Annotated in this window: 8 protein-coding genes; all 8 read right to left on the bottom strand. The window is 67.4% G+C overall.

The genetic code is table 11. The features are described 5' to 3' along the window. Nucleotides 1-5 precede the first annotated feature (5 nt). The 8 genes from MBTS_RS05605 to MBTS_RS05570 all read right to left on the bottom strand — a co-directional run bounded on the left by MBTS_RS05605 (nucleotide 6) and on the right by MBTS_RS05570 (nucleotide 14,062). Nucleotides 6-3,665, bottom strand: a complete 3,660-nt coding sequence (locus MBTS_RS05605; protein ID WP_147832475.1) for a PAS domain S-box protein — start codon at nucleotides 3,663-3,665, stop codon at nucleotides 6-8. A gap of 184 nt (nucleotides 3,666-3,849) precedes the next feature. Continuing rightward, nucleotides 3,850-5,076: an O-antigen ligase family protein gene (locus MBTS_RS05600; RefSeq protein ID WP_147832474.1), complete on the bottom strand. Its 1,227-nt coding sequence runs from the start codon at nucleotides 5,074-5,076 to the stop codon at nucleotides 3,850-3,852. Nucleotides 5,077-5,240: 164 nt separating this feature from the next. Then, complete coding sequence (locus tag MBTS_RS05595) at nucleotides 5,241-6,344, bottom strand: acyltransferase family protein (RefSeq protein WP_187273428.1); 1,104 nt, start codon at nucleotides 6,342-6,344, stop codon at nucleotides 5,241-5,243. Nucleotides 6,345-6,450: 106 nt separating this feature from the next. Further along, nucleotides 6,451-7,809, bottom strand: coding sequence for a UDP-N-acetylmuramoyl-L-alanine--D-glutamate ligase (gene murD, locus MBTS_RS05590; RefSeq protein WP_147832472.1), 1,359 nt, complete (start codon nucleotides 7,807-7,809; stop codon nucleotides 6,451-6,453). A gap of 136 nt (nucleotides 7,810-7,945) precedes the next feature. Continuing rightward, entirely contained in the window at nucleotides 7,946-9,028 is a 1,083-nt protein-coding gene (gene mraY / locus MBTS_RS05585) for a phospho-N-acetylmuramoyl-pentapeptide-transferase (RefSeq protein ID WP_018045176.1), read from the bottom strand. 126 nt (nucleotides 9,029-9,154) lie between these two features. Continuing rightward, a complete protein-coding gene (locus MBTS_RS05580; protein ID WP_147832471.1) occupies nucleotides 9,155-10,621 on the bottom strand; it encodes a UDP-N-acetylmuramoylalanyl-D-glutamyl-2,6-diaminopimelate--D-alanyl-D-alanine ligase in 1,467 nt (488 codons plus the stop codon). A 259-nt stretch (nucleotides 10,622-10,880) separates the two neighbouring features. Next, on the bottom strand, nucleotides 10,881-12,350 hold the full coding sequence (locus MBTS_RS05575; RefSeq protein ID WP_147832470.1) for a UDP-N-acetylmuramoyl-L-alanyl-D-glutamate--2,6-diaminopimelate ligase: 1,470 nt from the start codon (nucleotides 12,348-12,350) through the stop codon (nucleotides 10,881-10,883). After that, a complete protein-coding gene (locus tag MBTS_RS05570; protein WP_210322679.1) occupies nucleotides 12,347-14,062 on the bottom strand; it encodes a peptidoglycan D,D-transpeptidase FtsI family protein in 1,716 nt (571 codons plus the stop codon). The genes MBTS_RS05575 and MBTS_RS05570 overlap by 4 nt, the downstream gene beginning before the upstream one ends. Between the last annotated feature and the right edge of the window lie 86 nt (nucleotides 14,063-14,148).

Here is a 14,148-nt window from a genome sequence, read left to right as displayed (position 1 = left end):
GACGGTCAGGCGGCTTGCAGCATCCTGATCGTTCCAAGGGTACCGTCCCGGACGACGACGAGGCGCTGGACCAGCAGAGCGAGGTCGTCCCCGTTGCGGCAGGCGGTTTCGATCTCGCGGCAGAGATCCGACAGACCGACGAAGCCGAGCAGCCCGGCGGCCGACACCATGACGTGCGCGTCGTAGGCCAGATCCGCCGGCTCCATGCCCGACAGATCCACGGCCTGCGGCGACGATCCGAACCGGTCGATGAGTTCGTCGGCCAGCATCGACAGCAGGACCGTCGCCCGCTCCGGTCCCACCATGTCCCTCAGCGACTCGTAGACCTCGCGATCCAGGATGGTCGGTAGGGCCGGCGCGTCGCCGGCAGCCACGGGGCCGCTCCAACGGGCGATGGCCGCGTAGAGCGCATCGCGCTTGAACGGCTTGCCGACATGATCGTCCATGCCGGCGGCCGTCAGCGAGGCGACCTTCTCGGGCAGGACGTTGGCGGTCATGGCGATGATCGGCACCGCGCAGGCGGGGGCAGGCAGGGCGCGGATCAGGCGCGTGGCGGCGAGCCCATCCATGCCGGGCATCTGGACGTCCATGAGGACGAGATCGAAAGCGAGCGGTCCGCCCGCATGGGCCTGGATCGCGGCCACCGCCTCGGCACCGTTGCCCACCACGTCGACACTGTGGCCGGCGAGTTCGAGGACCGCCCGAGCCAGGGTCTGGTTCACCGGAACGTCCTCGGCGACGAGGATCCGCACCGGCCTCGGGACCAAGGCGTTCCTCGCCACCACTCTCCCCTCCCCGGCCTCAGCGGGGCCGCTCGCCGCCTCCGCGCGCGGCAGGGCGAGGGTGAACCAGAAGGTCGATCCTTCGCCGGGACGGCTCGTGACCCCGATTTCCCCATCCATCATCGAGACGAGACGGCGGCAGATGGCGAGGCCGAGTCCGGTGCCGCCGAAGCGACGGCTGATGGAGGAATCGACCTGGCTGAAGCGCTGGAACAGATGGATCTGCTCCTCCTCCGAGATGCCGATACCGGTATCCACCACCTCGAAGCGCAGGACGGGGCCGCCCGCCTCCTCGCCGCATTGGCTGACGTTCAGGGTGACGGAACCCGCAGGAGTGAACTTCACCGCGTTGTTGAGGAGATTGAGCAGGACCTGCCTGAGCCGGTTCGCATCCCCCAATGCCCAGGGCGGCAGCGCGGGGTCGAGCCGCGAGAGGATGGTCACGGGGCTCTTGAGCGCGCTGCCGCGCACGATCTCCACCGTATTCTCGATGAGGTCGCGCAACGGGAAGGGCAGCAGTTCCAGGGTGAACTGCCCCGCCTCGATCTTCGAGAAGTCGAGAACGTCGTTGACGATGGTGAGAAGCGCGGCGCCCGCCCCTCCGATCAGTTCGAGGCGGTGCCTGTCGTCCGGCGTCCGGCTCGGCTCCTCCAGCAGGAGGTCGGCATAGCCGAGGATGCTGTTGAGCGGCGTCCGGATCTCGTGGCTCATGGCGGCGAGGAATTCGCTTTTCGCAGCGCTGGCCTGCTCGGCCCTGACTGTGGCCGCCTGCAACGCGGCCTCCACCGTCTTGCGCTCGGTGATGTCGAAATGCAGGCCCACCATCCGATAGGGCGCGCCGGCCGCGTCGTAGAGCACGCGACCGCAGGTCGAGATCCAGCGCTCCTCCGCGTCCACGACAATGCGGTACTCGGCGACGTAGTTGGTCCGGTTTCGGATCGCGTTGGCTGCTTCCTCTCGGACCGCCTCCCGGTCATCGGGATGGACCAGCGGGATCCAATCCTGGACGGGCATGGCCCGGGCGCCCTCGCAGGGGAGGCCGAACAGGCCGACGGCTTTCGGGCTGAGGGTGATGGTATCCGTCCAGAGGTCGAGATCCCAGGTGCCCGCATCGGCCGCGTCCTGGGCGATGCGCAGCAGGTCGGTGGTCTCCTCCAACCGCTGGCGTGCAGTGATGATGTCGTCGATGTCGAGGGCGGTGCCGAGCCATTCGGCGGCATCGGGCGCCCGGTCGTCATGGGTCGGGATCGGGATCATCACGATCTTGTGCCAGCGGTAGACGCCGTCATGGCGGCGCAGGCGTCCCTCAACCGTGAAGGTCCGCCCCCAGGCATGGGCGTTCCGCCAGGCGACCGCCATGCGTTCGGCATCGTCGGGATGGTTGCGCGCCGTGCGCTCGGTCCGCTCGGGACCGATATCGCCGTAGAAAGCGGTGAAGGCCGGATTCACATAGGTCGCCGTCCCGTCCGGCGGGCGGGTCGTCCAGATCAGGGCGGGCAGAGCCTCCGCGAGGGTGCGGTAGCGATCCTCGCTACGCTGGAGCTCGAGTTCCGCCGCGCGGCGCTCGGTGATGTCGCGGGTGATCTCGGCATAGCCGACCACGGCCCCCTCGTCGTCGCGGATGGCGTCGATGGCGACGCTGGCGAAGAATTGCGAGCCGTCGCGGCGAACCCGCCAGCACTCGAACTTGAGCCGCCCCTCATAGGCGGCGGTGGCGAGCGCGATGCGCGGCGCCCCCGCTTCGAGCCCCTCCGTCGTATAGAAGCGCGAGACGTGGCGCCCGATGGCGTCCTTCGCGGAATAGCCGGTGATCCGCTCCGCCCCGCTGTTCCAGTTGGCGACGTGGCCGGTCCGGTCCAGGGTGACGAAGGCGCAATCGCTCACCGCGTCCACGAGACGGCGGAACTGACTCGTCCGCTCCCGCAGGGCGGCGTCGGAATTGCGGGCGTCCGTCACGTCGATGGCGGTGCCGACCAGACCGACGGCCAGACCCGCCACGTCGCATTCGCAGATGCCGCGAACGACCATCGTCCGGACCTCCCCATCCGGACGAACCATCCTCGCTTCGAAGGCGAAAGCCCCCCTTCGCTCCAGCGCATCGGAGATGCTGGAGCGAACCAACTCACGGTCGTCGGGATGATGCAGATCGATGGCCCGCTCGAAGGACGGGGCGAAGGTCGCGGGATCGAGCCCGGAGATCACGTAGATGCCCGTGGACCAGAAGGTCTGGCCATCGGCGAGCCGGACGCGCCAATGGCCGATCCCGGCGACCTCCTCCGCCATGGAGAGCAGGTGATGCGCGCTGGCGAGCGCGCTCTGGCGCTGCTGCAACTCTTCCCGCTGGTCGGCGATGGTCGCCTGGTGGGCCGCGCGTTCCTCGGCCTCGCGGACCAGCCTCACATGGGCGTCCGCGAGGCGAAGATGGGCGGTGACGGTGGCCGCGAGGTCGTGCAGAGCCGCTTCATCCTCCACGCCGAACGGGCGCGGCGTGCTGTGCATGAGACAGAACGAGCCGACGCGGAAACCCGATTCGAGGCACAGCGGCACGCCGGCGTAGAAGACGATGGGATCGGGGCCGGTCACCAAGGGGTTTCTGGCGAAGCGCGGATCGAGGCGCGCATCCGGCACCACGAGCATGTCGCCACCGGCGATGGTGTGATGACAGAACGATTCGAGGCGCGGCATCTCCTTGTGGCCGAGATCGCAGTCCGACTTGATCCACTGCCGGTCGGAATCGATGAGGGCGACATAGGCCTTCTCGACCCCGAAAAGGCGTTTGGCCGTGCGCGACACCGCCTCGAAATGCTCTTCGGGAGGCGTATCGAGGATACCCAGGCCGTGAAGCGCGGCGACGCGCTCGGCTTCATGAGACGGCGTGATCAAGGATCGGGCCTCGTTGAGCTGCGGTGGCAGCCTTGCGGAGCATCACATATGCGGGTCGCTAGGATAACGTTCTATGTCTCGCGTGAGAATTTCGCCCTTCGCCGCCTCATTCGCGACGGCGCACGGCATCATTTCCTTCGCCGGCGAGACGTCGCCGCCCCGGCGATGGACGCAGCGTGAGATGTCAGGTGGTCGATCGCTGTCGAAACACCCAGCGAACGCGTGCGGCCTCGAGCCCCCATACCATTCCAAGCATCATATAGAGGTGACGCCACTTCTCGATATCGATCTGAAATGCCTGGAGGAAGAACATCAGAAGGGCCGGAAACACGATCTGGGCGAGCCCCTGATAGGGTGACGGTTTGAGGCACAGGCGAAACCCGACGAAGATCGATGTCAGGACGATGGAGACGAACGCGAAACCTCCGAGCCAGCCGCCATTCGCGAAACTGCCGATGTAGGAATTGTGCGGCTCCAGATCGAAGACCACGCGCCATCTCAGCGGCCCGAAACCGAGGGGGCGATCGATGAGCATCGGGATGCCGCGGCGCTGATTGCCGAACCGTCCGGTCTCGCCTTCGTCGTAATCCTTTGTGACCTGCGCCCGGTCGGTGAACCGCTCGGAGACACCCTCCATCGACAGGAGGCCGCCGATCAGGAGCGCGCCGACGAGGACGGTGAGGGCCGACAACCGGGCGATGCGCCGCCGAATGGCCCGCGACGGAGAGGTTGCCCATGTGAGGCCGATCGTCAGGCAAATGCCGAGGAGGCACGCTCCCCAGGATCCGCGCGAGAACGAGAGGAAGACGCAGGCCAGCAGGACGAGCAGCGCCATTGCCGACAGGAACACCTGTCGCGTCTCCCCCACCAGCATCCTGCGGATGAGATACAGCACCGACAGGATGAGGAAGGATCCGAGCAGATTGGGGTCCTGGAACACGCCCGAAGCGCGTCCGTCCATCTTGAACAGCACGTCTTCGCCGAGCACGTCGAAATAGCTGAAGATGCCGCAGATCGCGGCAAAGAGCGCTCCCGCGAGGTACGCCTTGAGGACGAAACCGACTCTGTCGGACGTATCGTCCGAGAAGAACATCACGAAGAAGATACCGGTCAACCCGAGATAGACGGCCTGATAAGTCCAATCGACCGAATTGCTCTCGTCGAGATAGGGGATCAGCGCGATGACGATCGCCACCAGATAGATCAGCAGAAGTGCGACGATGACGATCGTCGAGCGGTAGAACCTGATCCCCAGCAGGAACCACAACGCGATCGTCGGCAATGCCAGAAAATCATAGGGCGACGGCTTCATGAAGGTGAAGCACGTGAAGAAGATGACCAGCGCCAACAGCGCGTAGCCGAGGGTGTGAAGCGAGCCCGACGAGACGCGGCGAGGAGCAGCCGACGCCATAGCGACGCCCGCCTCACTCGCGCTCCATCTCCCGCCTGCCGCCATTCCGCCCGTCCAACCCACCTCAGGATATGCGCCCGGCCTCAGCATGAGGCAGTCCCGTCAGCGAAGGCTTAAGCAGGCGGCGTTGCATCCCTCGCATGCTGAGGACTGTCGCCCAAGCGTCAGGCTGTCGCTGTCCTGGGAGGCCGGGGGCGGACCAGGATTCCCTGGATGAAGCGGGTCACCGGCCGTTCCACGAACCGGTGCACGAACACGGCAAAGACACAGCAGGATACGACCGTGAAGGCGAGCATCGGCCACGCCCTCGTCGTTTCATCGAGGCCTGCCCATTGCATGGCCTTTCGGATCCCGACGATCACGAAAGGATGGCTCAGGTAGAGCGCATACGATGCGTCGCCCAGATGGACCCCGAGCTTGGAGAGACGGGAAGGCTGCCCCTGACGGCCGAGGACGGCTGCGCAGACGATCAAAGCTGCGGGGAGTCCCCAGCCGAGGACGCGCCAGGCGTCGTTGGGCGTCGTCCAATCGATGGCCTGATGCGACGAGTCGATTGGGTCGGCTATGAGGATGGCGACCCCGCCGACGAGAAAGGCTCCCCGGATCAGTCCCGATAAAACCACACCATGGCAGAGGAGCAGAGCGATCCCCATGCCGAAGACGAATTCGAGAACGATCGGGCGGGTCCAGAAGAACGGGGCGGCGGCACTCGGCTGCAGGACGAATCCCATGAGAACGAGTCCACCGAGCAGGGCCGCCACAGCGATCACCGTTCGACTGCGTCGCAAGGCGATGAAGACCGCGAAGACGACATAGAAAAACATCTCGTAATTCAGCGTCCATCCGAGTTCGAAGACGGGCATTGGAGCCTCATGCCCCGTGGCATAGGCTGGCCAGAAGGCAAAGGATGCGACGATGCTCGGCCAGCCGGGAAATTCCTTGGTCGTGCCCACGAGCGCGATCACGAGAAACAGGATGTAGAAGGCTGTGAACATCCAATAGAGCGGGACGATCCGCGCCACTCGCCGCGCCAAAAACTCGATCGATGCACCCTTTCGTCCAAATAGATCTTTGGAAGCGTAGACCATGATGAAACCGGAGATGACGAAGAAGATATCGACACCAGCGCGCCAAGGTAACAGATGAACACGCTCGAACGAACCGCCGAGCTTCAACGTCTGCACGAGGGTGTGATGCTGGGCATGGCCGAAAACGACCATGAATGCCGCCAGTCCTCGCAGGATCTGAACGGAAACGATCTGTTTCACAGGGCGCGGCCTCGCCAGCGGCATGATGCCGGTCGCAGCGGATGATGAGTCCGGGCCGGTTAAATCCCGATAAAGCCGGTCGCGGAAAACGGGGTCCGGGGTCGGATCATCCGATCAGCCCCCGCACGAGCGCGCGGAACTGGTCGCCCCGATCTTCGAAACTCTTGAACTGGTCGTAGGAGGCACAGGCCGGCGAGAGAAGGACCACCGGCTCCGGCGCTTCTGATCTCGCAGCAGCCTCCGCCGTCTGCTTCGTCGCCACGTCCAGGGTGCCGCAGCGCGTGTAGGGCACCCTCCCCTCCAGCGTCGCGGCGAAGGCGTCGCTCGCCGCGCCGATGAGGTAGGCGTGGGCGACGCGGTCGAACAGCGGTGCCAGCAGGTCGATGCCGCCCTCCTTCGGCTTGCCGCCGAGGATCCAGTGGATGTCGCGGAAGGCCGTGAGGGCCTTCTCGGTGGAATCCGCGTTGGTCGCCTTGGAATCGTTGACGAACAGAACCCGCCCGCGCCGGCCGACCTCCTCCATCCGGTGCGGCAGGCCAGGGAAACTCACGAGTGCCGATGCGATCTGCCCATCGGTCACGGCGAGAGCCTGGGCCACGGCGATGGCGACGGCGGCGTTCTGCCAGTTATGCGCGCCCCGGAGCGAGCCGATGCCGGAGACATCCGCGATGGCCTCCCCGGAGCGCCCGGCCACGATCCCGTCGCGGACGGTCAGCCCATCTACGTCCTGTTGCGCGACACCGATCCGTACGAGGGGTCCCCGATGCCGGTCGGCGATGGCGCGGCTCGGCTCGTCGTCGACGCCGACCACCGCGAGGGCGGAGCCCCGGATCAGCCGTTCCTTGATCGCCGCGTAGTTTTCCATCGTCCCATGCCGGTCGAGATGGTCGGGCGTGATGTTGAGGAGCACTCCGACGCTCGGGTTCAGGGACGGCGTCAGGTCGATCTGGAACGAGGACAGTTCGATGACATGGTAGCGCCCCGGAGCCGGCGGCTCCAGCGACAGGATCGCCGTGCCGATATTGCCGCCCATCTGAACGTCGAGGCCCGCGTCGCTCAGGATATGCGCGATCAGCGCCGTGGTGGTGGACTTGCCGTTGGTGCCCGTGATGGCGACGAACGGCGAATTAGGCGCGATCTTGGCTCGCTCGCGGCAGAACAGCTCCACGTCGCCGACGATCTCGATTCCGGCCGCCTTGGCGAGATCGACGGTCCAATGCGGCGCGGGATGGGTCAGCGGTACGCCGGGGGCCAGGATCAGGGCGGAGAAGCCCGACCAGTCGGCGCTGCGCAGATCCGCGACGCCGATGCCCCGTTCGCGCGCCCTGGCCCGGCTCTCGGGGCTGTCGTCCCAGGCGACGACGCGGGCGCCCCCGGCCTGGAGCGAGACCGCCGTGGCGAGGCCGGAGCCGCCGAGGCCGAACAGGGCGACCGTGCGGCCGGCGAAGGTGGTGGCGGGGGTCATGCGGGTCTCGAACTCGCCAATGCTCTGATCTCTGTCCCCCTCCCTCTACCTCATCCTGAGGCGCCCGCGCGAGCGGGCCTCGGGACGAGGTGATCGGCGGGAGGAAGACCGGTTGTGGCGAACCGTCATACGACGCTCAGCGCAGCTTCAGCGTCGCGAGGCCGGCGAGCGCCAGGATCACGGCGATGATCCAGAACCGGATCACGACCTGCGGCTCCTTCCAGCCCTTCTGTTCGAAATGGTGGTGGATCGGCGCCATGCGGAAGACGCGCTTGCCGGTGAGCTTGAACGAGGCGACCTGGATGATCACCGACATGATCTCCAGGACGAACAGGCCGCCGACGATGGCCAGCACGATCTCGTGCTTCGTGGCGACAGCCACGGTGCCGAGCAGGCCGCCGAGGGCGAGCGACCCGGTATCGCCCATGAAGATCTGCGCCGGGGGGGCGTTGAACCACAGGAAGCCGAGCCCGGCGCCGATCACCGCGCCGCAGACGACGGCGAGTTCGCCGGTGTCGCGGACGTAATTCACCTGGAGGTAGTTGGCGGTGAAGACGTTGCCGACGAGATAGGCGATGACCCCGAACGTGCCGCAGGCGATCATCACCGGCACGATGGCGAGGCCGTCGAGGCCGTCCGTGATGTTCACCGCGTTGCCGGCGCCGACGATGACGAAGCCGGCGAACAGGACATAGAACCAGCCGAGGTTGAGGAGCGCATCCTTGAAGACCGGGAAAGCGAGCTGGTTCTGGAGCGCGGGCGCCGAATAATACGAGATCAGGGTGCAGGCCGAGATGGCGATGGAGGCTTCGAGCAGGAGCCGGAACTTGCCCGAGAACCCCTTATGCGACTGCTTCGTCACCTTGAGGTAGTCGTCGTAGAAGCCGATGGCGCCGAATCCGAGGGTCACGGCCAGCGTCACCCAGACGAAGTGATTGCGCGGATTGGCCCAGAGCAGGATCGCCACGATGGCGCCGGCCAGGATCATGAGCCCGCCCATGGTCGGCGTGCCGCGCTTGGTCAGGTGGGTCTGAGGCCCGTCCTCGCGGATCGGCTGCCCCTTGCCCTGGCGCAGGCGAAGCAGCGAGATGATGAGCGGCCCGAACCAGAACACGAACAGGCCCGCCGTGAACAGCGCGCCGCCGGTACGGAAGGTGATGTAGCGGAAGACGTTGAGGGGCGAGAGCGTGCCGCTCAGGTCCGACAGGAGATACAGCATCCGACACCCGGTCGCGGTTTGTCTGGGAATGGATCGTCGGGGTTGGAGGAGGCCGCGCGCCTTTCCATCCCCGCCATGCCGCCCGGCTCGCGGGCTCTCCCGGCGAGCCGGGCCTGACACGGAGGTCTATTGGCGGATCGCGGCCTGCGCCGACTCGGCGCGGTCCACGGCGCCCGCGTAGCGGGCTTTGAGGGCTTCGACAATGCGGCCCATGCGGATGCTGTTCGATCCCTTGACCATCACAGCGTCTCCGGCGCGCAGGGCACCCAGGAGCGGATCGACGAGATCCGACGACGCTCCGGCCGAGACGCCGCGCCGGCTCACCGGCAGCGCCTCGAACAGGTGGCGCATCATCGGGCCGGCGGTGAAGACGAGATCGATCCCGGCCTCTTCCACGGCCGAGGCGAGGGAGCGATGGTGCTCTTCCGCCGCCGCTCCGAGTTCCAGCATGTCGCCGAGGACCGCGATGCGGCGCCCGCGCGATCCGGTCTCGATGCCGGACAGGGTGGCCAGGGCCGCGCGCACCGAGGCCGGGTTGGCGTTGTAGCTCTCGTCCACCAGGAAGGCCTCGCCGTCCTTGAGCTTGAGCGCCGTGCGCTCGCCGCGCCCGACGGGGGGCTTCAACGCGGCCAGGGACAGGGCGGCTCGCGCCAGGTCGGCGCCCAGGGCATGGACCACCGCCATGACGCCCAGCGAGTTCATCGCCGTGTGCCGGCCGGGCGTTCCGAGCTGGTAGGTGACGGGGATACCCATCACCGATGCGTCCACCACGGAGAGATCGGGCCGCATGACGATACGAAGGGCGCGGACATCCGCCTCCTCGTGCTCGCCGAACGTGACGACGCGGCCAGCCTGCGAGGCATGGGCATGGGCGAGCAGGCGCGAAAAATTCGGATTGTCGCGGTTGATGATGGCGGTCCCGCCGACGCTCAGCCCGGAGAAGATCTCGCCCTTGGCATCGGCGATGGCCGAGAGCGAGGCGAAATGCTCGATATGCACCGGCTCGACGGTGGTGATCAGCGCGATGTCCGGCCGGACCATGGCGGTCAGCGGCACGATCTCGCGCGCGTGGTTCATGCCGATCTCGAACACGCCGTAATCGCTGTCGGCGGGCATCCGCGCCAGGGTCAGCGGCACGCCCCAATGGTTGTTGTAGGAGGCGATGGACGCATGGGTCCGCCCCTGCGCGGACAGGACGTGGAGCAGGGCCTCCTTCGTGCCGGTCTTGCCGACGGAGCCGGTGACGGCGACGATGCCGGCATCCGTGCGCCGGCGCGAGGCCGCCCCGAGGGCACGCATGGCCTCGAGGATCGGATCCTCGCCCGCTCCCGACACGGCAAGGACGCCGCCCGCCCCGGAGAATTCCTCGGCCCGGTCGGCGGCGACCACTGCCGCTCCGGCACCGCGCGCCAGGGCATCGCGAACGAAATCATGGCCGTCCCGCGCCTCGCCGCGAATGGCGAAGAACAGGTCGCCCGGCTGCAGCGTCCGCGTGTCGATGGAGGCACCGGTGATCGGCTTCGGATTGCCGAGCAGGCTGCCGCCGGTGGCGGCTTCCAGGGCCTCGGGGGTCCAGAGGGGCGAGGCAGTCATCGGCGAGTCACTCGTAATGAACGGTCGGACGCATCCCCTCTCCCCGCCTGCGGGGAGAGGGCCGTGTCTCCCCCCTGTCGGGGAGCACGGCGAGGCGGCAGCCGATGGTGAGGGGGCGACGACGGACGAGTCTCCTCCGGAGATCCCCCCTCACCGTCGCTCCGCTTGCTTCCTGCACGGCGAGGTGCAGGAAGCCCTCTCCCCGCCTGCGGGGAGAGGGGGACGCACACCCTTCGCATCGGATCGACCGACGACCGTTTCACGCCCCCACCTCCGCGATCGCAGACCGGATCACCTCGTGATCCGAGAACGGGAGCACCTGTGCGCCCACGATCTGGCCGGTTTCATGACCCTTGCCGGCCACCACCAGCACGTCGCCGGGCCGGAGCCCGCGCATGGCGGTGCGGATCGCCTCGGCCCGGTCGCCGATCTCGATGGCGCCGGGAGATGCGGCGAGGATGGCGGCGCGGATCGAGGCCGGATCCTCGCTGCGCGGATTGTCGTCGGTGACGATGACGAGGTCGGCTTTGCGTGCCGCGATGGCGCCCATGAGCGGGCGCTTGCCGGTGTCGCGGTCGCCGCCACAGCCGAAGACGCAGGTCAGGCGACCTGTCGCGAAGGGGCGGAGCGCGTCGAGCACGCTCTCCAGGGCTTCGGGCTTGTGGGCGTAATCCACGAGGCAGAGGGCGCCGTTGACCTCGCCGATCCGCTCCATGCGGCCGGGCACGCCGGTGAGGTGTTCGAGGGTGGCGAGAACGTCCGCCATGCGGTCGCGTCCGATGGCGGCGCCGACGAGGCCGGCGGCGAGGAGCGCGTTCTCCACCTGGAAGGCGCCGACGAGGGGCAGGTCGACCCGGTGCGTCCCCGGCTCGTCTCCGAGCCGAATCGTCAGAACCTGGGCGAAGCCTTCGGTCCGGGCATCGACGAGGCGGATGGCATCGCCCTTCATGCCGGTCGTCAGGACATCGTGCCCGGCGGCACGCGCGGCCTCGATGACCCGGTCGCCATAGGGACCATCGGCATTGACGATCACGGGCCGGCCATCCGGCAGGAGCGTCGTGAACAGCCGCAGCTTGGCCTGGAGATACTCCTCGATGGTGGCGTGATAATCGAGGTGGTCGCGGCCGAGATTGGTGAAACCGGCCACAGTGAGCGTCACGCCGTCGAGGCGGCGCTGCTCGATCCCGTGGGACGACGCCTCCATGGCGAGATGGGTGATGCCGTCATCCGCCAGCCGCGCCAGGGTCTCGTGCAGCGAGACCGGATCGGGCGTGGTCAGCGAGCCGTATTGCGCGCCGCGATCGGTGACGATGCCCACCGTGCCGAGGCTCGCCGAGGCGAATCCCAGACGCGACAGGATCTGGCGGACGAAATCGGCCACCGAACTCTTGCCGCTGGTCCCGGTGACCGCGATCACGGTCTGCGGCTGGCGGCCGGAGAAGCGCGCGGCGGCGAGCGCCAGGACACGGCGCACGTCGGGAACGGCAATCCAGAGAGCCTCTGCCGGCAGGTCGGCGGGCCGGTCGCCCTCCCCCAGGATGGCGACGGCGCCATCCGCGAAGGCCTTGGCCGCGAAGACCTTGCCGTCCACCCGCGTTCCCGGCACCGCCACGAAGACGCCGCCGGGAACGACCCGGCGGCTATCGGCGGTGATGCCATGCACGGCATTTCCCGCCGCAGCACCGAGGTCGGCCTCGGGAAACAATCCGCCGAGGGTCATGCCGCTCATCGCCCGTCGAGCATCGTCGCGTGATACGCGCCGAGCTTCACCATGAGGGGGAACGGCTTCACCGGCGGATCGAATTGCGGCGGCAGACCGATGATCGGGGCGACGCGCTCGATCACCCGCCCGGTGACGACGCCCGAGTTCCAGGCGGCGGTGGCGTAGCCGCCGGATTCCGGCAGGCCCTGCGGCTCGTCCATGATGGTGACGAACAGGTATTTCGGGTTGTTCATCGGCGCGGCGGCCATGAAGGTCGTGAACAGGCGGTTCTTCACGTAGCGGCCGTGGATCACCTTCTCGGCGGTGCCGGTCTTGCCGCCCACGTAGTAGAGCGGGATCGACGCCTTCTTGGCCGAGCCTTCCACCGCGTTGAGGCGCATAATGAAGCGCATCGCCTCACTGGTCTCGGGCTTGAGCACGCGGGTCGCCTTCTTCAGCGCCTCGGCCTCGGTGGTCTTGAGGAAGGTCGGCACGATGAGGTTGCCGCCATTGGTGATGGCGCCCACCGCCGCCGCCGCCTGGAGGGGGGCCACCGCGAGACCGTGTCCGAAGGCGATGGTGATGGTGTTGATCTCGGTCCAGCGCGAGGGAACGATGGGCTCCGCGCTCTCGGGCAGTTCCGTCCGCATCCGGTCGGTGAGGCCCATCTTCTTCAGGAAGGCCTTGTGGCCGGGCACGCCGATGCCGAGCGCCATCTTGGCCGAGCCGATGTTGGAGGAGTGCGTGAACACCTCCGGCATGGTGATGGTGCGGTTGGTGCCGTGATATTCGTGGATCTTCTGCCGGCCCCAGGTGAGCACGCCGCCGCGGGTGTCGAAGGTGGAATTGACGTTGTACTTGCCGGAATCGAGCGCCATGGCCAGCGTCATCGCCTTGAAGGTCGAGCCCATCTCGTAGACGCCGACATTCATCCGGTTGATCCGGTCGGGATTGTTCGCCTCGGCCGGGTTGTTCGGGTCGAAATCCGGCAGGGAGGCGAGCGCGATCACCTCGCCGGTGGTCACGTCGAGGATCATGCCCGCCGCGGCCTTGGCCTTGAAGTGGTCGAGGCCCCAGGCGAGCTCGTCGCGCAGGGCGAATTGCGCCCGCAGGTCGATGGAGAGCTGGACCGGCCGGAGGTCGGTGGACTTGGCGACGAAGCCGAGGCTGTTGAGGTCCTTCAGGCCGGTATTGTCGATGTACTTCTCGATGCCGGCGATGCCGATATTGTCGAGGTTGGTGACACCCAGGATATGGGCCGCCGCCGTGCCGTTGGGGTAGACGCGCTTGTGGTCTGGCAGGAAGCCGACGCCCGGAATGCCGAGGCGATGCACTTCGAGTTGCTGCTTCGGGGTGATCTCGCGCTTGACCCAGACGAAGCCCTTCTTCGTCGAGAGCTTGGCGCGCAGGTCGGTGGCGTTGAGCTCGGGCAGGACGGCGGTGAGGAGCTCCACCGCCTCGTCCTTGTCGTAGATGTTCTTCGGCTCGGCGAAGACCGAAACCGTGCGGATGTCGGTGGCGAGGATCTCGCCGTTGCGGTCGACGATGTCGGGCCGGATCGCGGTGGTGGCCGCGGCGGCGACGCGGTTGTCGCCGTTATCGGCCTGGGGGAAGGCCGCCATCGCCACGAGCCGGCCGGCGATGGTGAGGAACACCACCGCGAAGCCGAGACCGACGAGGCCGACGCGGGCATAGGACCGCTCGATGGCCAGATGGAACATCGCCCGCACCACGCCCATCACCGTCCAGGGCGGACGTGCGGCGGGCGCCGGCTGCGGAGCGCTCCCGGGGTGGTGGGCGCCCCCGGCCTCTTCGGCGGTGTGGG

This window comes from Methylobacterium bullatum (assembly GCF_014845095.1).
Lineage (GTDB): Bacteria > Pseudomonadota > Alphaproteobacteria > Rhizobiales > Beijerinckiaceae > Methylobacterium > Methylobacterium bullatum.
The sequence above is the reverse complement of the archived record's forward strand: the minus strand, read 5'-3'. Positions and strand labels throughout refer to the sequence as shown.